At 45.1% G+C, this 23,437-nt stretch carries 12 protein-coding genes; 11 read left to right on the top strand and 1 reads right to left on the bottom strand.

Annotated features, from left to right (window positions below):
* Positions 1–12 precede the first annotated feature (12 nt).
* From BEL04_RS01375 to BEL04_RS01425, 11 genes are all read left to right on the top strand, one after another.
* Entirely contained in the window at positions 13–2,145 is a 2,133-nt protein-coding gene (locus BEL04_RS01375) for an alpha-L-arabinofuranosidase C-terminal domain-containing protein (protein WP_065999368.1), read from the top strand.
* A 6-nt stretch (positions 2,146–2,151) separates the two neighbouring features.
* On the top strand, positions 2,152–3,015 hold the full coding sequence (locus tag BEL04_RS01380; protein ID WP_065999369.1) for an esterase family protein: 864 nt from the start codon (positions 2,152–2,154) through the stop codon (positions 3,013–3,015).
* A gap of 1 nt (position 3,016) precedes the next feature.
* Positions 3,017–3,934: an alpha/beta hydrolase gene (locus BEL04_RS01385; RefSeq protein ID WP_065999371.1), complete on the top strand. Its 918-nt coding sequence runs from the start codon at positions 3,017–3,019 to the stop codon at positions 3,932–3,934.
* Between the two features lie 21 nt (positions 3,935–3,955).
* Entirely contained in the window at positions 3,956–5,080 is a 1,125-nt protein-coding gene (locus BEL04_RS01390; RefSeq protein ID WP_083227715.1) for an alpha/beta hydrolase-fold protein, read from the top strand.
* 19 nt (positions 5,081–5,099) lie between these two features.
* Positions 5,100–6,440, top strand: coding sequence for a family 43 glycosylhydrolase (locus BEL04_RS01395; RefSeq protein ID WP_065999377.1), 1,341 nt, complete (start codon positions 5,100–5,102; stop codon positions 6,438–6,440).
* Positions 6,441–6,626: 186 nt separating this feature from the next.
* Entirely contained in the window at positions 6,627–9,230 is a 2,604-nt protein-coding gene (xyl3A, locus tag BEL04_RS01400; RefSeq protein WP_065999380.1) for a xylan 1,4-beta-xylosidase, read from the top strand.
* 787 nt (positions 9,231–10,017) lie between these two features.
* Positions 10,018–13,086, top strand: coding sequence for a TonB-dependent receptor (locus BEL04_RS01405; protein WP_217493592.1), 3,069 nt, complete (start codon positions 10,018–10,020; stop codon positions 13,084–13,086).
* A gap of 20 nt (positions 13,087–13,106) precedes the next feature.
* Positions 13,107–14,906 carry a RagB/SusD family nutrient uptake outer membrane protein gene (locus BEL04_RS01410; RefSeq protein ID WP_065999382.1) on the top strand — a complete coding sequence of 600 codons (1,800 nt, stop codon included), beginning with the start codon at positions 13,107–13,109 and terminating at the stop codon, positions 14,904–14,906.
* 73 nt (positions 14,907–14,979) lie between these two features.
* Positions 14,980–16,818: an SGNH/GDSL hydrolase family protein gene (locus tag BEL04_RS01415; RefSeq protein ID WP_065999387.1), complete on the top strand. Its 1,839-nt coding sequence runs from the start codon at positions 14,980–14,982 to the stop codon at positions 16,816–16,818.
* A 370-nt stretch (positions 16,819–17,188) separates the two neighbouring features.
* Positions 17,189–17,338 carry a DUF5989 family protein gene (locus BEL04_RS24555; protein ID WP_254659504.1) on the top strand — a complete coding sequence of 50 codons (150 nt, stop codon included), beginning with the start codon at positions 17,189–17,191 and terminating at the stop codon, positions 17,336–17,338.
* A gap of 5 nt (positions 17,339–17,343) precedes the next feature.
* On the top strand, positions 17,344–19,128 hold the full coding sequence (locus BEL04_RS01425; RefSeq protein ID WP_065999391.1) for a carbamoyltransferase: 1,785 nt from the start codon (positions 17,344–17,346) through the stop codon (positions 19,126–19,128).
* Between the two features lie 9 nt (positions 19,129–19,137).
* Here BEL04_RS01425 and BEL04_RS01430 read toward each other — a convergent pair whose 3' ends face one another.
* Positions 19,138–23,286, bottom strand: coding sequence for a hybrid sensor histidine kinase/response regulator transcription factor (locus BEL04_RS01430; protein WP_175403975.1), 4,149 nt, complete (start codon positions 23,284–23,286; stop codon positions 19,138–19,140).
* Positions 23,287–23,437 lie beyond the last annotated feature (151 nt).

The following is a 23,437-nucleotide window of genomic DNA, read 5'->3' on the forward strand; positions in this document are numbered from 1 at the left end:
AATAAACCTAAAATGAATAAATTTTTACAAACCTCAGCTACAGCGCTTTTTTGTTTATTCGCACTACCGCTGCAGGCGCAAAACACCAGGCTGACCCTGGATCTAACGAAGCCCGGCGTAGCGGTAAGCCCGATGTTATACGGGCTGATGACCGAAGAGATCAATTACTCCTATGACGGCGGCCTTTACGGCGAACTGATCCGAAACCGGTCGTTCAGGAACGATCCTTCAAAGCCGGAGGCCTGGAGCTTAATTACAGATGGCGACGCGAAAGCAGCCATTCAGCTTATCGGCGGCGACCCGCAAAATGTACCACGCGGCGAACAGGGCCACGCTATTAACGAAGCCCTTACATCATGCCTGCGCCTTACGGTCGAAAAACCGGGCACGCGTGCCGGGGTTGCCAACGCAGGCTATTGGGGTATCCCTGTCAGGCCAAATACAACTTACGATGCTTCGTTTTACATCAAAGGCGCTGGTCAAAAGCCATTCCCGTTCCGCAATCCTAATGTTAACGCCCCCGTGCTGCCAACGATAGAAAACAATACCGCCGGGCCAATTACCCTAAGTATTGAAAGCCGCGACGGTAAAACGGTATATGCTTCTGCAACGGTCAATATTGAAAAAACGCCGTTCTGGAAAAAATATTCGGTCAAATTAACTACGGGCAGCGGTGTAGTACCTACAAAGGATACGCACTTTGTTATCAGCACTGATCGCACGGGGCTGTATTATTTCAACCTGGTTTCTTTGTTCCCGCCAACTTATCACAACCGGCCTAACGGAAACCGCCCTGATATTATGAAGCTGTTAGCAGATATGAAACCTGCTTTTCTTCGCTTTCCGGGCGGTAACTTTTTAGAGGGCCCGTACCTGGCAGATCATTTTCCGTGGAAAACAACGCTCGGGCCGTTAGAGCAGCGCCCAGGGCATCCGGGCAGTTGGGGGTATCGTGCTTCTGACGGTTTAGGGTTTCTGGAGTTTTTAGAATGGTGCGAAGATATACACATGGAACCTCTGCTGGCTGTTTACGCTGGCTATTCTCTACGCGGGGATCATGTAGATGCCGGCCCGCTTTTAGAACCGTATGTACAGGACGCATTGGACGAGATTGAATACGTTACCGGAGACATACATACCCGCTGGGGAGCTAAACGCGCTGCCGATGGCCACCCCGCACCTTTTAAACTTACTTATGTGGAGATAGGCAATGAAGACTGGTTCGACCGTTCAAACAGTTACGACGGCCGTTTTAACCAGTTCCGCGCAGCGATCAATAAAAAATACCCCGCCCTGCATTGCATCTCTACTATAGACGAAAAGAATTATGCATCGCTGAAGGTGGTAAGCGGGCCAAAACCATATATGGTGGATGAGCACTATTACCAGAATTCGTGGCAGATGCAGGAGGACGCGTTCCGGTATGATAGTTATGACCGCAAAACAAGTCCCAAAATATTTGTAGGTGAGTGGGCTACGCGGGAAGGTTCGCCTACAACCAACCTCATTGCAGCTTTAGGCGATGCTGCCTGGATGACAGGTATGGAGCGCAACAGCGATTTGGTTTTGGCTTCCTGTTTTGCGCCGCTGTTTGTAAATGTCAATCAAAAAAATGAGGCTACCGGCGAGCCATCCGGCATGCAATGGGCATCCGACCTTATTGGTTATGATGCGCTGAACAGTTATGGTTCACCGTCGTACTACGTTCAAAAAATGTTTAATACAAATACCGGTAACCGCGTGGTGCCGGTTACCGCCGTCGACTTACCGATGCTGCATATTGATACTGCTGTACACGACCCCCAAAATCCGCCGCGCGGCCGCCGGCAGAAGCCCGTCCGCCCATCGCTTTATTTTGTAGCCACCAAAGATACCAGATCGGGAATGGTTTACCTGAAGGTTGTCAATACAGCACCACAGGCACAGGCTGTTACGCTGGATTTGAATGGCTCCGGTGCAGTTGCGCCAACAGGCTCGGAGATTGTATTAAAAGGGGAGCATCCCGAAGACACGAATTCACTAACCGATCCGGAGAAGATCATCCCTGTAACCAGCGAAATAACCGGCGTTAGTAAATCATTTATGCATACTTTCCCGGCTTATTCAGTAAGCATCCTGAAAATTAAAACTAATCCTTTAAAATAAATAATCATGAAAATCATTAGCAGTTTAGCATTTATACTGGCTATCGGTTTACAGACTTATGGCCAGGCACCGCAGCAAACTATCACCCTCGGACCGGATGACAAACCCGCCTTTCCCGCTGCGCCTGCCGGTTTTGATCAGGTTCGTAACGATATCCCGCATGGTAAAATAGACTCGGTAACCTATCATTCCGAAAGCGTTGGCAATGATCGCCGAATGCTGGTTTACACGCCACCGGGTTATTCATCGTCAAAAACTTATCCTGTGTTATATCTGCTCCACGGCATCGGCGGAGATGAAAAGGAATGGTATACACACGGCGCGCCAAATGTTATTCTGGATAATTTGTATGCGCAAAAAAAACTTGCGCCTATGATTGTGGTATTGCCCAATGGAAGGGCACAAAAAGATGATCGGGCTACCGGTAATGTTTATGCCACTGCCCCTGCGTTCGGCGTATTCGATAAAGACCTCTTGGGCAGCATTATTCCGTACGTTGAATCACACTACGCGGTAAAGAAAGGCCAGGTGAACAGAGCCTTAGCCGGTTTATCGATGGGCGGCGGACAATCGCTTGATTTCGGGCTCGCTAATCTGGATACCTTTGCATGGGTTGGCGGGTTCTCGTCGGCTCCTAATACATTTCCGCCCGCTAAATTAGTCCCCGACCCAAAACTGCCCACACAAAAACTGAAGTTATTGTGGGTTTCCTGCGGTGATCGGGACGGGCTTTTCGGTATTAGCCAGGGAGTTCATCAATACCTGAAATCAAACAACGTTCCGCACATCTGGCACGTAGATTCCGGGTTCCACGATTGGCCGGTTTGGAAGAATGACCTTTACTTATTTAGCCAATTGATTTTTAAATAAAATGCAAAAGGTCTGCAGATTACTGATCATTCTCTTTTGGCTGCCGGCGATAGCTTCGGCCCAGGAGATCATTAAATTGTATCCCGGCGCTATTCCTAATTCAAGACAGGGAAAGCTGCCGGATATAGCTGCACCTTATTCGGGAATGATTAACCGGGTAACGATCCCCGAAATGGAAATTTACCTTCCGCAAAAGGGTAATGAAACCGGGGCTGCAGTAATCGTTTGTCCGGGAGGCAGCTATAAAGTGCTTACCTACGAAGCCGAAGGCGTGCGGACTGCCAAGGAGCTGGCAAAAAATGGCATTGCCGCTTTTGTGCTCAAATACCGTTTGCCGGATGATTCAACCATGATCGATAAAAAGATCGGGCCACTGCAGGATGCCCAGCAAGCCATCCGGTTAGTACGTGAAAATGCTGGTAAATGGAGTATCGATACCTCAAAGGTTGGTATCATGGGTTTTTCGGCAGGGGGGCACCTGGCAGCTACGCTGGCAACACATTATCAGCAATCATATATCGATAATAGCGATCATATCAATTTACGACCTGCATTCGTGATATTGGTTTATCCGGTGATCAGTATGCAGGATGGCTTAACACACAAAGATTCGCGTACAAACCTGTTGGGGAAAACCCCATCAAAGCAAACGATCGATTTGTTCTCGAACGAATTGCAAGCCGATAAAAATACACCGCCTGCATACATCACGCACGCTGGCGACGACAAACTGGTCGACGTTGATAACAGCATCGCCTTTTATGAAAAACTTCGGCATAATAACGTTCCGGCAGAGTTACATCTGTTTCCAAAAGGCGGCCATGGGTTTGTATTGAGAGAAAACCCGGCAACCTGGATGAAACCACTTTTTACATGGATGAAAAATCAGAAATTGATTACGGAGCAAATACATAATTGAAAACACTTAGTCCGAAATAACATGGCAAACAAAAAGAATGGATTGCTGCTTGTAATGCTACTTATCGGAATAGTTGCCCGTTCGCAAAACCCGCAGGGTGTTGTCGCCGCTACTAATATCAGAAACGCAAAGTACCCCCTTATCCTGCCCGATCACCGGGTGGTGTTTAGTATCAGAGCGCCAGATGCCCGTCGTGTTGAGATCGATTTGGGTAAAAAATACGATCTGGTAAAAGATGCAGCGGGTAACTGGAGTGCAACTACCGACTCTATTGGGGAGGGCTTTCATTATTATACGCTGTTTATTGATGGCGTCGCAGTTGCGGATCCAGCCAGTGAAAGTTTCTACGGTATGGGCCGTATGGCCAGCGGCATTGAAATTCCGTTTAAAGGCGGCGATTATTATGCGTTAAAAGATGTACCCCATGGCGAAATCAGCATAAAACATTATTATTCAGCCGTCACCGGGTCATGGCGCAATCTTTATATCTATACTCCGCCGGGCTACGGTCAAAGCAGCAATCAAAAATATCCGGTATTATACATTTTGCATGGTGGCGGAGAAGACGAGCGAGGCTGGGCCATGCAAGGAAAGGCCGACCTGATACTTGATAACTTGATTGCAGAAAAAAAAGCTAAACCTATGTTGGTTGTTATGCCGGATGCAAATATGCCGGTTGCCGGCTTCGGCGAGCAGGGCCTTAAAGCATTTGAGCAAGAAATGGAGAGTACGATCATGCCTTTTGTAGACAAAAACTATAATACCGAAAACACCGCTAAGAGCAGGGCGCTGGCAGGTTTGTCAATGGGAGGGATAAATACGCTTTATACCGGGCTTTACCATACTAATTTGTTTTCGTACCTGGGCGTTTTCAGCTCTGGTTGGATCGTGCCTGCGCAAAATGAACTTGCCAATGCACAGTATCAGTTTTTGGCCAGTAACGGGAAGAAAGTAAACGACGACCTCAGGGTTTTGTTTGTGTCTGATGGGGATAAAGATGATATCGCTTACAGAAATTGCAAGGCAATGCTGGCTAAATTCGATCTGCTGAAGATTAATTACACATATTATGAATATCCGGGCGGGCACACCTGGCCGGTTTGGAGAAATGATTTATTACATTTTGCACCGCTTTTATTTAGATAGCATATTCACCTGAAATAAAATGAGATCATTAAAAATTATAACAGTAGCTATACTCTCGGGTACAGCTCTAAGCAGTTTTGCACAAAACCCGCTTATCACCGATCAATTTACTGCCGATCCTTCGGCAAGGGTATTTAACGGCAGGGTTTACGTTTACCCCTCGCATGACATCAAGGCGACCAAAGGGCACGGCCGCGCCGGCTGGTTCAATATGGCCGATTATCATGTGTTCTCGTCGCAAAATTTAACCGATTGGACGGATCATGGCGTAATTTTAACACAGCAAACCGTTCCCTGGGCCGATTCGACCAGTTACAGCATGTGGGCGCCCGATTGCATCGACCGCAACGGCAAATATTACCTGTATTTCCCGACAAACGCTAAAGCCGGTGTGGCCAACGGGCGCGGGTTTGCAGTGGGGGTAGCCATTTCAGATCGACCCGAAGGGCCGTTTAAGGCGGAGCCGGACCCGATTAAAGGCATTCATGGTATTGACCCCAATGTCATCATCGACAAAGACGGGCAGGCGTATATCTACTACGCGCAAGGCAATCTCTACGGAGCTAAGTTAAAATCAAATATGCTTGAGCTGGACGGCGACCCGGTAATATTGAAAGACTTTCCCACCAAAGGTTTAAAAGAAGGGCCATACGTTTTCGAACGCGACGGTACTTATTATATGACGTATCCGCACGTTGAAAATAAAATTGAACGGTTGGAATATGCCACCAGTAAAAATCCGCTTGGGCCATTTACGTTTACGGGAGTACTGATGGATGAGTCGGCATCAGGTTGCTGGACAAACCATCAATCTGTTATTCAGTATAAGGGGCAATGGTATTTGTTTTACCATAATGACGACCTGTCGCCGAACTTTGATAAGAACCGGTCCATCCACGCCGATAGTTTATTTTTTAATGCAGACGGCACTATCCGTAAAGTAATACCGACTCTAAGAGGCGTAGGTTTAACCCGCTCCAATAAAGAAATTCAGATTGATCGCTACAGTGACATGAGTAAAACCGGAGTAGCCATTGATTTTATAGACACCGCTCACCGCATGCAGGGCTGGAAAACTACTTTCAGCCAGGCGGGCGGATGGGTGCGTTACAACGCGGTTGAGTTTAGCAAAAAACCAAAAACCGTTACCGCCAGGATAATGGGTGATCAGCCCGGTAATTTTGAAGTGCATCTGGATCAGCCTGACGGTTTACTTGTTGGAACGATCAAGAGTTTTGCAAGCACGGATTGGAAAGAGGTAAAAACAGCAATTGCAAAATCAATATCGGGCAAACATGATCTTTTTATTGTTTCCAAAAGCTCCGGTCCGTCGGCGGTCGACTGGGTGAAATTTGAGTAAGCCTTAGGCCGCTTATCCAAATAAATATAACGCCTGTGTGGACTTTCAGCTCTGCACAGGCGTTTTTTTGTACTATTGTTTTATTCATTTCCACATTCGTGGCATTCACAAAGCATTTTCGCAAATACCTTTGAATCACCATTAACTAAAGGAGAACCACTCCAAACCTAATACCGATATTAAAATATGAACTTTAAACAAAAAATTATCGCTCCCTTACTGGTGCTTTGCCAGTTGGGCTTACATGCACAGCAGGTATTGCTGCCCTATCAAAACCCAAAATTATCGTCTGAAGTCAGGGCAAAAGACCTGGTTAAGCGTCTCACCTTAAAAGAAAAGGTTGGATTAATGAAAGATGTTTCCGATCCTGTGCCCAGATTGGGTATAAAAAAATTCAACTGGTGGAGTGAGGCCTTGCATGGGTACGCTAACCAGGGCCCAGTTACCGTTTTTCCTGAACCCATTGGCATGGCAGCCTCTTTTGACGACCAAACGCTTTTTCATGTATTTGATGCCGTATCAGATGAAGCAAGGGCAAAAAATAATGACTATCGGAAAAAGGGCGAAAGTCAACGTTTTCATGATCTTTCAGTTTGGACGCCAAATGTTAATATATTTCGGGACCCGAGATGGGGAAGGGGGCAGGAAACTTATGGCGAAGATCCCTATCTCACTTCGCGAATGGGTATTTCTGTAGTTAAAGGTTTGCAGGGGCCTGCAGATTCGAAATACCGGAAACTTCTGGCATGCGCTAAACATTATGCCGTTCACTCAGGGCCAGAATGGAGCCGTCATCAAATGAATGTTACCGATGTGAGTGCCAGGGACTTAATGGAAACTTACCTGCCGGCGTTCAAATCGCTGGTAACCGAAGCGGATGTACGCGAAGTAATGTGTGCGTATCAACGTCTCGACGATGAACCCTGCTGTGGCAATAGCCGGCTGCTTGGACAGATATTAAGAGATGATTGGAAATTTAAATACCTGGTTGTTTCGGACTGCGGTGCTATAACCGACTTTTATAGATCTCACCATTCTTCTTCAGATGCTACACACGCCTCTGCAAAAGCAGTTCTTTCGGGAACTGATGTGGAATGCGCGGGATACGCTTACGACGAAATACCTAAAGCTGTGGCTAAAGGTTTAATAAAAGAAAAGGATATTAATACCAGTGTTATCCGCTTACTTACCCAGCGCTTTGAATTGGGCGAAATGGATAAAGATGATCTGGTACCGTGGACGAAGATTCCGTTAAGTGTCGTTAATTCGCCTCAACACCAACAGTTAGCGCTTGACATGGCCCGCGAAACCATCACCTTACTGCAAAATAAAAACAATACGTTGCCTTTAAATAAAAGCCTGCCAAAAATTGCTGTTATAGGGCCTAATGCAAACGACAACCAGATGCTATGGGGCAATTATAACGGGACGCCTGCTAAAACAGTGAATATCCTTGAAGGTATCAAATCTAAAATAGCAGACAGCCAGCTTATTTATGACAAAGCCTGCGACTTAACAGAAGACAAAGTGGTGGAGACCGAGATTGCACAAACCAGTATCTACGGCAAGACGGGGCTAAAGGCTACTTATTGGAGCAACCGGACTATGACCGGAGACCCGGTAATTGTTGAGCAGATTACAAGCCCTATCGCTTTAACAACTATGGGCGCTCATCAATTTGCGCAAGGCGTGCCTACCGAAAATTTCTCGGCAAAATATGAAACGGTATATAAACCAACATTTAGCGGAGAAATCGCTTTTAAACTGGAAGCAACAGGGGGAGCCGAAGTTAAGGTAAACGGCCAATCGGTTTTGAGAAGCGGAGGCTGGAGGGCGCTGCCGGCAAAAGCGAATTATCAGGTTGAGGCAGGGAAGACCTACAACATAGAAGTGGATTATCGCCAGGTAAACAACTGGGCAGCGAGCCTGGGGTTTAATTTCGGCAAAGAATTTCCTATCGCATATGATCAGTTGCTTGCCAAGGTGAAAGATGCGGATGTGGTAATTTTCGTCGGAGGTATATCGCCTAAATTAGAGGGAGAAGAAATGCCGGTACAACTGCCCGGGTTTAAGGGAGGCGACCGTACGGATATTGAGTTACCTGCGGTTCAACGGGAGTGTATGGCTGCGCTAAAGAAAGCAGGCAAAAAGGTGGTTTTTGTAAATTGCTCGGGTTCAGCTATCGCTTTGGTGCCCGAAACCAGCAATTGCGATGCCATTGTACAGGCATGGTATCCCGGCGAATTTGGAGGCCAGGCAGTAGCAGATGTATTATTTGGCGATTATAACCCCGCCGGGCATCTGCCAGTAACTTTTTATAAAAACACACAGCAACTGCCCGACTTTAGCGACTATAATCTGAAAGGACGGACCTACAGATTTATGACAGACGCGCCTTTGTTCCCGTTTGGGTTCGGTTTGAGTTATACCACATTTGAGATTGGAAAAGCAACGTTGAATAAAACTACTATTGCTCCGAACGAGGCTATCCAATTTAGTGTGCCGGTAGCTAACACAGGTAAGATTGATGGTACAGAAATACTACAGTTATACGTGCGGAAAGTTAATGATCCGGATGGACCGGTAAAGACCCTCAGAGCTTTCAAACGCTTACCTGTCGCAGCCGGAAAAAGCACAACGGCATCCATCAGTTTGGAACCTAAGATGTTTGAATTCTATAACGCAGATAATTACCGGGTTCAGGTTTCGCCAGGAGAATATGAGTTGTTTTACGGAACAAGTTCGGCTGATAGCGATCTGAAATCTGTTAAAATTACCATACACTCCTAACGCAGCGGCGTTACAATTAATTTTAGTTTTGCAGATAACAAACAAAGGACAGCCTCGCGCTGTCCTTTGTTTGTATTGTCAGTTATAACAACCAAACCCTCTGTGGGTGGGAATTGAGACGTGAGTTAAAGAAACTCAACAATACTAATTTCTCTATTTACAGGCGATCCAGCTACCACTATCTATCATTTCGATAACAACTTTGTTGATTTTGGCATAACCGGCTCAAAATATATTAAAGCCTTAATTTTTCTGGCTCTTGCATATTAATTTCTATTATTTGATTTAATACACTGTTTATTAGATAGTTAAATTATTCTCTGTACGAGAGTTGTGTATTTAAATCAAAAAGTTGTTCTCCGGAGTTCGCTATCCAAATAATTTTATTTCAACGGATCTGTCCATTGATCCCACCAATTATAACCAACAGTTTCGGCATTCGACAATACGCCGATCCAGTCCTTTTGTACGAATACTAAGATGCACGATGCTGTCATAAAGTAAACGGAGTGTGAACCTAAATTTTAATAAATGGGAAAATAAAAGACCAAAACTAACCAATTAGGCCGCCAGTTAGGGCAGCTTAACGCCTTACCAGGCATCACCAATTATAACCTCTTATTATAAACATTAGATTTTTAGTATGAAAAGAAAATTTATTCAACCTTTTGCACGGGTGACATTAAAATTATCTGTCCTATCAGCTTTGCTGTTAGTAGTAGAACATGATGTTCAAGCCTCGTCACTCAAAGCAATCAATCGCGGGAGCATAACGGATCTGCATACCTTGGTTACTATAAATCTCAAGGAGATTCTCATCGTAGGCACGGTAAAGGACGCAAAAGGGCAGCCGATACCAGGCGTAACAGTTATGGTTAAAGGTACTCAGACGGGCACGTCTACCGATGCGGTCGGGCATTACAAGATCAATGTGCCCGGCGAAAATGCGACCCTCGTATTTTCTGCCGTAGGTTATGCCACCCAGGAACTTCTTGTAGGCAAAAAAACCGCTTTTGATGTAACGCTTCAGGAAAACGGCAGATCGCTTGAGGAGGTGATCGTTGTAGCTTACGGTACGCAAAAGAAATCATCCTCAACTGCTGCCGTCTCAACTGTTAAAGGAGACGTGCTGGCGACTGCGCCTGTAGCAAACATTTCAAATTCGCTGGCAGGTAATGTGGCCGGGGTAAGTATGCGCCCAAATGGCGGGCAGCCGGGTTACGATAATCCGGACCTGCATATTCGCGGTATCGGCACAACCGGTAGCAACGGCCCGCTGATCGTAATCGATGGTATACAACGAAACAACATCAGCCAGATCGATCCGGAGTCTGTAGAGTCGGTAACCGTTTTGAAAGATGCCGCTGCCGTTGCACCTTATGGTTTGGCGGGAGCCAATGGTGTATTCCTGATCACAACAAAACGTGGTAAAACAGGGGCACCTACGCTGACTTTCAACCTGCAATACGGCGTTCAAAATCCTACATACGTACCAAAACCATTGAACGCGCAGGATTATATGAGGTTAACTGACGAAGCTTACCTGAACGACGGGGGCTCACCTACTACGCTAACTTATCCTCAGGCTACAATTGATAACTATGTAAATCTTAATGCACAAAACCCGGATCTGTATCCAAGCAGCAATGCGGTTGCTTCAGTTCCGAATAAGAATACGCCGACTGCCCAAAGCAACCTGCAACTCACAGGTGGAACTAAAGATGTCAAGTATTTTGCAAATATCGGTGTTCTGAATCAACAGGGTATGTTTAGCGCCGAAAGCTACCGCAGATATGATTACAACTTAAATCTTGATGTAAATGCAACTGCAACAACAACTGTTTCGGGGTCGATCCACGGGGCGTTCGAAAACACCAACAGTATCGACGCCAGTACCTCAACACCTCAGCTATTCCGAGGGTTGTTGAAATATATCCCTAACCAGGCCTTGGTATGGTCAAATGGTCAATATGGAGCATCTGCGGGTAACTCTCCATATGGTGTTCTTAATTCGGGTGGCTACTACCGCAAGAATCAAACTACGGAGTTGATCACCATTAGCATTGAACAGAAACTGCCGTTTATTAAAGGCTTGAGTGTTAAGGCCGATTTTGCTTATGACCCGTATAACTATATAGAAAAGGGATGGCACCAGCCTTATTTTTACAGTGTTGTTAATACTACTACCACGCCATACACTTTCTCGAGTGCAATTGCCACATCAGAGGGTTCGGCCACGCAAACGACTTCCCTGTACGAAAACTACTATGCCAACAACTCATTTACCTATCATGGCTATGTCAATTACCATAATACTTTTGGAAAGAGCGACATCACAGGCTTGCTGGTAGTCGAAGAAAAAAACAACTCACAGCTAAACTTCGGGGCCAGCCTGAATAACTACCAGTTAACGATCGATGAGTTGAATTTCGGTAGCTCAAATGCCAATGATCGGGGGTTGAATGGCTCTTCATCGACAGGCAGCCAGGTTGGTTACGTTTACCGGGTGGATTATGCTTATGACGGAAAATATTTACTGGAAGCTACGGGCAGGTATGACGGGCATTATTATTTTGCCCCCGGCCATAGGTATGCTTACTTTCCTGCATTTTCGGCGGGTTGGGTAATAAGCAAAGAAAAATTCATGTCAAACGTTTCGTTTGTAGATTACCTGAAACTTCGCGGCTCATGGGGTAAGTCTGGTAACCTGGCGGGTAATCCGTATCAGTATTTGAGCGGCTATAACTTGTATTCAAACTCGTATGCATTTGGTAACGGGCAGGTAGTACAAGGCTCTTATCAGCCTCAGGAAGCCAATCCAAACCTGACCTGGGAAGTTTCTGCCAAAACCGATATTGGTCTTGATGCCACTATTTTAAAGGGCTTGTTTACCATCGGCGCCGACTATTTTACAGAAAGAAGGACAGGCATGCTGCTGGCGCCTTCTGTAACCGTCCCTGTGGAATACGGCTTGGCGCTTGCTCAGCAAAATGCGGGTATCATGGATAATTCTGGTTTTGAATTTACCCTGGCTACACAGCACAAATTCGCAAACGGTATTGCCATATCAATGAATGGTAATTTCAGCTATTCCAAAAACAAGATGGTTCAAATTTTTGAATCACCGTCAACCTATAACAACCCCAATAGACGTCGTACCGGGCGTCCTTTTGGCGAAGTTTTTGGCTATAATGCCATCAAAATTTTTGGCACCGCTGATGATAAAAATGGCGACGGTATCATAGATGCCAAGGACGGATACAATGTAACTCAATTTGGTACGCTACACCCCGGTGATATCCAGTATCAGGACGTAAACGGCGATGGAAAGATAGACGTTAATGACCAGGTTCCTATCGGTAACCCTGTTTATCCGGCAATCACCTACGGATTTACACCTACTATTTCATGGAAAGGGGTGGATCTTTCGTTGTTCTTCCAGGGCTCGGCACAGGAAAGTTTTAACATTGGAGGAATCTTCCAGACCACGCCGTTCGCAAGTAATAACAGCAATACATCCTACCAGTACTATAATAACCGCTGGACGCCAACCCATCAGAATGCGCTTTACCCAAGGGTAGATTCGTCGCCTTACGCCAACAACACCCAAGGTTCGAACTGGTGGATCATCAATACAGGTTACTTAAGGCTGAAAACAGCTTCATTAGGCTACACCTTACCGTCTTCCATAATCAAAAGGATCGGGATGACCAGGTTAAGAGTGTTCGTAACAGCGCAAAACTACCTAACCTTCAGCAAACTCAATTTTATGGATCCTGAGCAAGGTTACAGCAGCGGCGAAACGGCTTATCCTAATCAAAAAGTAATTACCACAGGCTTGAGCGCTTCATTTTAATATCAAAAAAGATACAGAATATGAAAACAATCAAAAAATTGAAAACCTTGTTTGTTATCAGTGCGATCCTTGCAACTGCCGTATTAGCAGGCTGCAAGAAGGACATACTCGATAATACCAACAAAGCAAGCTTAACAGAAACCACGCAGTGGGCCTCTGAAGGAAATGCAGATATTTTCCTGAATGACATTTACAATAACCTGCCGAATTTGTATAACGCGCCGGAAAACCTGGACAATTTTACAGATGATAATGATGCAGGGATCTATTATAGCTCATGGAATTGGAAACAAGGTATCCTGGATGCATCATCTACTAATTATTCCATCTGGGGAAGCTCGGTCGGCCCGGCAGATATCAATAGATATAACTGGACCGATGCATATACCACCATCCGTAAATGCAATACTTTTATCCAGGAAGTTAATAAGTTCCACGAAAATTTTTCGACCGGATGGATTAACAAACGCATCGATGAAGTGCGATTCCTGCGGGCTTTTTACTACAGCAACCTGTTTCTGCATATAGGAGGCCTGCCAATTATTATGTCGCCACAATACATTTCAGCCGATAGCAACGAACTGTACAAACCAAGAAGTACTTATGCGGCAACGCTTAATTTCCTCACCACATCGTTGGATACGGTTGTAAATAATGGTTACCTGGCGGTAAAATATAATCAGGGAGATGCTAATGCCGGAAGAGCGACCTTGGGAGCGGCGTTAATGTTAAAAGGTTGGCTGCAATTGAATGCCGCCAGTCCCGCTTATAACGCCAGCGTGCCTGCCGCAGGGGCCGATCCGCATCAGGTGGCCGGTTTTGGCAATTACGATGCTACGAGGTGGGCAACTGCTGCGGCAACTTTCAAACAATTTATAACCAATTGGGGTGGAACTCAATACGGTCTGTTTGCCGATCCGACGGCGATTTGGTACGAGGCAAATAAATATAATAAGGAGGTTGTATTCGATCGTCAGGCAGTGGCTAATACTATAGGTTCAACTTTCGAGCAATATGGCGGCCCGGTATATGTTCTGGGTACTTACTACACCTGGGGGAATTATGACCCGACACAGGAGCTGGTAGATCAGTTTTTTATGGCCAACGGAAAGTCGATTGCCGATCCAACATCGGGTTACGACCCGCAACATCCTTATGTAGGTCGTGAGCCAAGATTTTACGATTGGATAGTTTATGACGGCGCGCCATATTATATGACATGGATGCCAAAAACGGATACCATTTATACCCGTATAGACAAGGTGCATCCTTCGCTCAATCAAATCGACTTCGGCAGCGCCGATGTGGGTAACACCGGTTATTATTTTAAGAAGAAGTTAAATCCGTTGGCGCGCCCGGGTAATGGTTCGTCAAGCGGTGCCAACTTTATCTATTTTCGTTATGCCGAAGTTTTGTTAGGCTATGCCGAAGCACAGAATGAGGCAGCAGGCCCTGACGCTTCTGTTTATTCGGCTGTTAACCAAATCCGCACCCGCGCCGGCCTGCCAAATCTTACACCAGGCCTTACACAGGCGCAGATGCGTGCAGCCATCTGGCAGGAGCGCCGCGTTGAACTTTGTTTCGAGAATAAGCGTTTCTACGATATCATCCGGTGGGCACAGGCGATGACCGTAATGAACGTTGATAAACATGCAATGCAAATCACCAATTCGTCGCCGACTGATAACAAAGGCGTTTGGCAGTACCAGGTAATTCCGCTGAATCACCCGCATACTTTCCTTCAGAAAATGTATCTGGACCCGATCCCTTTACCGGTAATTGCGCAAAACCCAAGGCTGTTTCAAAACCCCGGCTACTAATTATTCTTTAGTGTATAAAGTGAGTTCAACGAAGCGGATTTTCCGCTTCGTTGTTTTTTAATCTTTTCTAATAATGGGGAAAAAAGCCGGACGATATAAATTGTTGATATTTAAAGCTTTGGCCATTTTATTGCCCTTAATTATCCTGGCCATTACAGAGAGTGTACTGCGCTGGTCCAATTATGGGCACAATACCAGCCTCTTTGTAGCTTATTCTAATAGCCGGTATCTGCAGGTCAATCCGTATGCATCTGAAAAATTTTTCTCTGATACGGTCAACGCAACAAAAGGGAGCAGTGAAATTTTTGAAGTCAATAAGGGCTACCGTACCTATAGAATATTCGTTTTAGGTGAATCAACAACGATAGGTTATCCCTATTTTCATAACGGGGCATTTCACAGATGGCTGCAGTTTCGATTAATGCAAATGTATCCCGGCCGAAAATTCGAGATTATAAACGTAGCCATGACGGCCCTGAATTCTTACGCCGTGCTTGATTTCGGAAAGCAGGTAATGCAATATCAGCCGGATGCTGTAATGGTTTATACTGGCCACAACGAATATTATGGGGCGATGGGAGTCGGGTCGGCCAATTATATCGGCAGTAATCGCTTTTTTGTTAAAGCCATTGTATGCATACGCGAATTAAGAATATTTCAGTTGATGAATAACCTGTTTAATCGTTTTAAACCATCCGGAAAGGCAACAGATACACGCGAGAACCTGATGAAGCGGATGGCTGCGCAACAAACAATAGCATACAAATCTGACACGTATTATGCCGGAATCAGGCAATTCAGGAATAATATGAATGAGTTATGCCGTTTATATAACGAGCGCCACATTCCTCTTTTTTTGAGCAATGTGGTGAGTAATGAAAAAGATCAGCCACCTTTTATTAGTGCCGGTACAGGTTTGCTTTCAGCTAATGAGAGTTACGAGTCGGGGAAACTCGCCTATCAGAAAGGTAATTTTGAACTCGCGAAAAACTACTATCAAAACGCAAAGGAATTCGATGAACTGAGATTCCGGGCACCCGAAGCAATCAACAGCATAATAGATGAACTGGTTAAAAGGTATCCTGCGGTTCATTTAGTGGATGCAAAAAAATTGTTCGGCGAGAATTCACCTCACCGGATCATCGGAAAGGAAACTATTTTAGAACATGTTCATCCTAATCTGCACGGCTATGGTATCCTTGCAGATGCATTTTTCAGGTCGTTCGACCAGCAGCAACTGATTAAAGACAGGCCGCTCAGGCGATTAACCTTTAATGAGCTTGAGAGCGGGATGCCGATCACAAAACTGGACTCACTGGCAGGCGAATACCAGATTGCTTTGCTTAAAAAAGGCTGGCCGTTTAACATACCCTTGCCCAAATCATTTGATCGTCAGGTTGACCTTGCAGATTCCCTGGCTCACCGGGTAACCTATAACGATATTCAATGGAAAGATGCAATGAGCGCGCTATATCAGCGCGCGGTTGATAAAAATGATAAATCTGCTCAGGTCAGGATCGCAGAAGCAATGAACCTGGAGTATCCTGAGAATGAAGCATTTTGTGGTTTAGCAGCGAATCTAAATGCCGAACTTGGCCGTTTTGAGATGGCTGCGGTTTATTATTGCGCCCTTAATTATATCCATCCTGATAGCCGCTATGTGGCGAGGGCAATAAAAATGTATTTGAGAGGCAATAGCATCGCTGCAGCTTTATCAGTCGTTCCGGAACTGCCACCAGCGCAACAGGATAAAGTGCGGGAGATATTGATGGGGATACAGGCAGACAAAAACTTTTTACAAGCTAATCCGGGTGATAACGCTGCGATGGGAAGACTATCTGATGCATACAAAAAATTGGGTATTGCCGACAGCCTTTTACACAAGGAAGTAAAGCTCAGACAAAAAGGATGATAAAAAAAAATCGCAGTTTCGGCCTGGTTGTCGGCGGTATCTTAATTACCTATACAGTCGGGCAATATTTTTTAAAAGGTAAAAATAGCCCAGTGTTAGCTGGGATAGGCCCGTGCTTGCTATTATTAGCGTGGTTAAAACCATATTGGCTTTCCCCATTGCAAATACTATGGGAAAAGGTCGGTTTTATTATGGGAGTGGTTAATACTTACATCTTGCTAACGGTTTTTTATTATTTTGTGCTTAGCCCCATCGCTACTTTGCACCGTTTGCTCGTTAAACAGAGACGGAGATCTAACCGGGATAGTACCAGTACCTATTGGCAAGAGAGTCCGAGCGACACTAACGATCACTTTAAAAATCAATATTAATGGGAGATTTACTCGACTTTCTTAAATTTTTAAAATACCGGAAACGGTATTGGCTTTGGCCATTAGCGTTGCTGTTGATTATATTCGGCACACTATTGGTTGCAGCCCAAAGCTCGGCCCTGGCGCCGTTTATCTACTCTTTGTTTTAACTGCGATGTACGTCCTGGGCTTATCTGGCTATTATCACGACAGCGCGGCCTGCCTGATAAAAGACGGGGCTATTCTTGCCGCCGCTCAGGAAGAGCGTTTTACCCGTATAAAAAACGATGCTGCTTTTCCGCAAAAGAGTATCGAATATTGCCTGGCATATGCTGGTATCCGATTGAGTGATGTGGACCATATTGTGTTTTATGAGAAACCTTTTTTAAAGTTTGAACGCCTGCTGGAGACATTTTTATCTTCTGCACCCTATGGTATCCGGCCGTTTTTAAAAGCGATGCCAATATGGCTTAAAGAAAAGCTGTACTTTAAAAAAATGCTGGTCAACGCGCTTCGAAGAATCGACCAGGAGTGGCGGCCAGGCGAAGGACAGTTATTGTTTTGTAAGCATCATCAATCTCACGCGGCGTCGGCCTTTTATGCTTCGCCATTTTCATCTGCCGTTATCCTGACGGTTGATGGTGTGGGAGAATGGGAAACTACCTCGGTCTCAATAGGCGCAGGGCACCATATTCAACCTGATTGTTATATCGCTTTTCCTCATTCCTTAGGATTGTTGTATTCGGCTTTCACCTATCACCTGGGGTTTAAGGTTAATTGCGATGAATACAAAGTAATGGGGCTTGCACCTTATGGTAAACCGGTATACCTGGATATCATTTTTGACGAATTGGTTGATATGAAATCCGATGGTTCTTTTCAGCTCAACATGAAGTACTTTAACTACACTACCGGGTTAACGATGACCTCAAAGCATTTCGATGTATTAATTAATGCTGCGAGGCGCCACCCCGACGAACCTATAAGCCAGAAGCACATGGATATAGCGGCATCGATACAAACAGCTGCCGAGCAGATCATGTTGAAGATCACTACTGCATTGTATGCCAAACATCGGATAGAAAATCTTTGCCTGGCAGGCGGTGTTGCCCTTAATTGTGTAGTTAATTCGAAGATCCTGAAGCTTTCGGGCTTCAAAAATATTTGGGTGCAACCGGCCGCAGGCGATGCGGGAGGGGCTTTAGGGGCAGCGCTGGCAGTATATCACCAGTATCTGGACAATAAGCGACTGAATACCAGTCAAGACAGGATGCAAAATAGCCTGCTTGGCCCTGAATGTACCACCAATCAGGTGCTCCAGGCATTGAACGCTTCCGGTCTTGCTTATGAGAAATATGAGAAAAGGCAGCTTTATTCGACCATTGCATCCGAAATTGCAGGCGGTAAGGTTGTTGGTTACTTTAACGGGCGTATGGAATTTGGGCCCAGGGCGCTGGGTGCCAGAAGTATATTGGCAGATGCGCGGAACCCGGAGATGCAAAGTTTGTTAAACCAAAAAATAAAGTTCCGCGAATCTTTCAGGCCGTTTGCGCCGGCAGTATTGGAAGAGTTTGCAGATGATTATTTTGATCTTGGGGTAAAAAGCCCTTATATGTTGATGGTAGGAGATGTGAGAAGCGATAAAAGGATCGCAGATCAGCAACAGGGCGAAACCAATGTTCCATCAATTAAACGCGCTCGCTCGGTCATTCCGGCAGTTACCCATGTCGATTACTCGGCACGTCTGCAAACGGTTAACGCAACTGATCATCCTGATTTTTATCAGTTAATTAGAACCTTCTTCGAGTTAACCGGCTGCCCCATGCTCATCAACACCTCATTTAACCGAATGGACGAACCCATCGTTTGTACACCCCAGGATGCTTTGGATTGTTTCTTAGGAACCGGTATAGATATATTAGTGATCAGTGAATTTTTGGTTCGTAAATCGGCCATATAAGGTTACTTTCTATTTAACATAATTTTCATGGAATTGCTGCCGGTACTCAGAGGGTAGGGTACCATATTTAGTTTTGAATGATTTGGAAAAATAATGCGGTGTAGGAAACCCGGTCTGATAGGCGATATCAGCAATGGTATGGTCGGTTTTCTTCAACAATACAGTTGCCTTTTCTAATTTGAGATTGCGGATAAATTCGACCGGTGGCTGACCGGTATACTCTATGAGTTTATTATAAAATGATCCGCGGCTCATGTTGAAATGGTGGCTGATATCTTCAATTGAAAATCTCGGATCGTGAATGTTCTGGTCTACGTAGACCGCCACGTCTTTAATAAATTTTTCAACTGAGGATTCAACCGTGCCTTCTTCAGTAAGCACCTTCACTTGTTTTTGGTATGTCTCCTTGAGCTTTTTATTCAGATTAAGTAAATTTTTGATCTTGATATTCAAAATATCAAAGTTAAAGGGCTTGGTAACATAATCGCTTGCGCCCGAACCCAGACCAATAAGCTGATCCTCCTGCTGGGCGTGAGCAGTGAGTAAAATGATGGGGATATGGCTGGTTCTTTTATCAGATTTTAGTTTGTTGCTTAACTGGATACCATCTATATAAGGCATACTGATATCACTGACGATCAGGTCAGGGTGAAGTGCAAGTGCTTTCTGCCAGCCATCGCGGCCATCAATCGCCGAACTCATTTTATAGTTTGCGCCCAGCGCATCCACCAAATAGTTACGGAATTCGTCGTTGTCTTCAATCACCAATACATGGGCCCAGTCGGCAGGGATATTATTAGCCTGGGGCAGGTTATGTGCTTTTATTTGCTTGAACGGGGAGTGGTTTGCACTCGTAGTTGCCTGATCATGTTTTTCTGATGAGGCTGCAAACTTAAGTTTTACTGTAAATGTACTGCCTTGCTCTTTTTCACTTTGAACAGTGATATCACCCCCATGCAGATTAACCAGTTCTTTAGTGATCGCCAATCCGATTCCGCTACCCTGGTTGAGAACAGACAGGGGTGCCTCTGCCTGATAAAACCTGTCGAATACTCTATTAAGCTCCTGTTTGGTCATGCCCACACCGTTATCCTTAACCGAAATAATGATCTCATACGCGTTTTCGGCTTCGCTGTACATTCCTGTAATGGTGACAATTACCTGGCGCGAGGGAGGTGTAAATTTAAAGGCGTTGGATAGTAAATTAAATAAAACCCGTTCAATTTTATCATGGTCGAACAGGCAATAAACAGCCTCTAAATTGCTGGCCATAGAAAAATGGATATTCTTGGCTTCTGCAAGATCACGGAAAGAATCAGTTATATCTCTGATAAACTGGACGATTTCTCCCTCAGAGCAGTTCAACCGTAATTCATGCTCTTCAATTTTCTTGAAATCAAGTAGCTGGTTAACCAGGTTGAGCAGGCGCCTGGCGTTGCGTTTAATCACCCTTAACTGGCTGAGGCTTTCCTGATCGGGTTGCATGGCCAGCAATTTGTCTGCCGGTGCAACTATCAACGAAACGGGCGTTCTGAACTCGTGGCTTAAATTGGTTAAAAATTTAATTTTCATCAAATCCAGTTCATGCATTGCTTCAGCCGCTTTACGCTCCTGGTCGGCTTCCATCTTTATCCTGATCTTTTTAATGCCGTTCCGCCGGATGAGCCACAAACAGCCGGCAATTAAAGCCAGGTAAATAAAATAAGCATAGCCTGTCATCCAAAAAGGTGGCGGAATAATAATTTTTATGGTTGCCGGTTGTTTGTTCCATTGTCCGTCATTATTACACGCTTTCACCATAAAAGTATAGGTACCGGGATCGAGATTGGTATAATAAGCAGTAGTGTTACCACCTGCATCCACCCAGTTTTTATCAAGCCCTTTCATGAAATACTTGTAACGGTTTTGATGAGGCAGGGTATAATTTAAGGCAATAAAACTGATCGCAAAACTCTCTTTATAAGGAATTCGGGCTTCCTTGGCCACTTCAATAGCCTCGTTAATTGTATGGTTCGGGTCGGGCTTAACCACCGCATTGTTAATACTGAGCTGGTTGAGCATTACCGTAGGGACATTGTTGTTTTTTCTGATGTCGCTTTCTTTAAAGTAATTAAAGCCTGCTACTCCGCCAAAATAGATAGTGCCGTCGGCGGCAAGTAATCCGGATGAGTCATAAAAAGTATCGCTTTGCAGCCCGTTATACTGCGAATAGCTGACAATACTGTTTGTCTTCGTATTCAGCACGCACAGCCCATGGTTGGTGCTAACCCAGATATTGCCATTTTTTCCCTGGATGATTTTATGAATCACACCATTTGATAACCCATTTTTCGCAGTATATGCTGTGATCTTATTTGTCCGCAGGTCGATCTTAAAAAGACCATCACCCCCGGTTCCGACCCATACGTTGTTCTGTTCATCAATAAGCATTGACAGGATATGATCAAACGGAAAGCCCGTGGTTTGGGGATTATAAGTATCAAACTTGCCGCTCTGCGGGTGGTATCTTGTCAAACCTGCACCATAGCTGGCAATCCACATGCAACCATCCTGATCCTGCCGAAAATCGCGTATATAACCGTTTACCGGTAGTTTTATTTCATCCTCGCTATGGGGAAAGGGGACCATCCTTTGTTTTTTTCCGGTGGCAGGATCAATGATGGTCACTCCGGCACCATTTGTCCCAACCCAGATCCGGCCCTGAATATCTTCCCCCAAAGAGAAGATGTTGTTTTGATTGTTATCGTATTTTACCCCGTTTACCAGGAATTGTTCATAAGAACCGGAGCGGGTATCATAGCGGAATAGTCCGTGCTGGTAAGTTCCTATCCATAGATTTTGATGACGGTCCATCAGCATGGAAAGAATAGATAATCCGCCGGCGGTAATTTTTTGTTTTGAATTGATTTGGATATGATTAAACAACCCGGTTTTAACGTGAAATAGGTTTAGCCCACCTCCATAGGAGCCGACATACATATCGCTATCCTTACGCTCGGCAAATGATGATACTACCGGCCAGCTTAAACCCTGCGGGTCAAAATTACTATCCTTAACTACATTAAACAAGGTGAGGTTTTTATCGTATTTACTAATGCCGCTTTCATACGTGCCTACCCAGTATATTCCCCTGGGATCGATGTAAACAGAGTGAATAGATTTACTACTCAGGCTGTAAGGATTTCTTGGGTCATGCTGATACCGCGTAATTAAACCGGTTTTGTTATCAATAACGTTCAAGCCACCTTCTGTGGCAACCCAAACAGCATTGCTGTCGGCGGAGATAGCGTTGACGATATTGTTGCATAAACTATGATCGTTTCGATAATCATACCGATAAGTGGTGAAATGGCTGCCATCTGGTTCCAGCCTGGCAAGCCCGTTCAAGGTACCCACCCACAGTTGTCCCTTCTTATCGGTAGCAAGTGTCAATACAAAGTCGGATGGCAATCCATTCTTATCTTCGTCATGATGTCTGAAAGCAACAAATTTTGAGTGAGAGGCATCTGATCTGAATAGACCGCCGAATGTACCGACCCAAATGTGGTCAGAACTGTCAGCGCAAATACAGGTAAAGCCGCGCGAGGTAATCGTTCCGGGTTGGTTGCCTCCAGTTGGAACATGTACCAAATCGTTGTTTTTGGTATTTATTTTATATAATCCTCCCATTGCGCCCACCCAAAGAATATCATGCTTGTCGCAATACAAGGAAATGATGTAACCGCTTTGTAGTTTTTTTACCCTCTGATTATTAAAATTGCGAAAGGTATCCAGTTTCCTGTCATATTCATAAAGCCCACCGCCCATGGTGCCCACCCATAGCGTACCAAAGTTATCTTCGCGGATGACGTTAATTTCTTTTGCGCCAAAACCGGTCTTAGGGGCTCCGCCAAGCCGGTAAACCTTAAAATCCTTACCATCGTACCGGTTAAGGCCATCCAGCGTCGCAATCCATATTAGCCCAAATTTATCTTTAACTATACTGTTAACTGAATTGGAAGACATCCCGTCTTTGGTAGACAGGTTGGTAAATTTGATTTGCTGAGCCACCGCATGTGCTCCAAATGCAATCCAAAATAGGGGCAAAATCGCCAGCACCTGGAAAATCCTTCGCAGGGAGTATACCTTCCGATCGAAAGAAATTGCGCTGCGTTTCATAAGAAACACGTTCTTGTTTATCATTTTAGTTTACTTAGTGCGAATACTATCGCGGGAACTGCGGGCGAAACGCTGCAGGGTTTGGTTATAACTGTTCTCCAAATATACCCGACAAACATAGTAGCGAGGCCAACAAATGTTCAAGAATATA

It is taken from the genome of Mucilaginibacter sp. PPCGB 2223, from assembly GCF_001705515.1.
Lineage (GTDB): Bacteria > Bacteroidota > Bacteroidia > Sphingobacteriales > Sphingobacteriaceae > Mucilaginibacter.

Bases quoted from the DNA above. Each gene is read 5' to 3' on its own strand.
- BEL04_RS01375 (WP_065999368.1), top strand. From the start codon at position 13: ATGAATAAATTTTTACAAACCTCAGCTACAGCGCTTTTTTGTTTATTC.
- BEL04_RS01380 (WP_065999369.1), top strand. From the start codon at position 2,152: ATGAAAATCATTAGCAGTTTAGCATTTATACTGGCTATCGGTTTACAG.
- BEL04_RS01385 (WP_065999371.1), top strand. From the start codon at position 3,017: ATGCAAAAGGTCTGCAGATTACTGATCATTCTCTTTTGGCTGCCGGCG.
- BEL04_RS01390 (WP_083227715.1), top strand. From the start codon at position 3,956: ATGGCAAACAAAAAGAATGGATTGCTGCTTGTAATGCTACTTATCGGA.
- BEL04_RS01395 (WP_065999377.1), top strand. From the start codon at position 5,100: ATGAGATCATTAAAAATTATAACAGTAGCTATACTCTCGGGTACAGCT.
- xyl3A (WP_065999380.1), top strand. From the start codon at position 6,627: ATGAACTTTAAACAAAAAATTATCGCTCCCTTACTGGTGCTTTGCCAG.
- BEL04_RS01410 (WP_065999382.1), top strand. From the start codon at position 13,107: ATGAAAACAATCAAAAAATTGAAAACCTTGTTTGTTATCAGTGCGATC.
- BEL04_RS01415 (WP_065999387.1), top strand. From the start codon at position 14,980: ATGGGGAAAAAAGCCGGACGATATAAATTGTTGATATTTAAAGCTTTG.
- BEL04_RS24555 (WP_254659504.1), top strand. From the start codon at position 17,189: ATGGGAGATTTACTCGACTTTCTTAAATTTTTAAAATACCGGAAACGG.
- BEL04_RS01425 (WP_065999391.1), top strand. From the start codon at position 17,344: ATGTACGTCCTGGGCTTATCTGGCTATTATCACGACAGCGCGGCCTGC.
- BEL04_RS01430 (WP_175403975.1), bottom strand. From the start codon at position 23,286: ATGAAACGCAGCGCAATTTCTTTCGATCGGAAGGTATACTCCCTGCGA.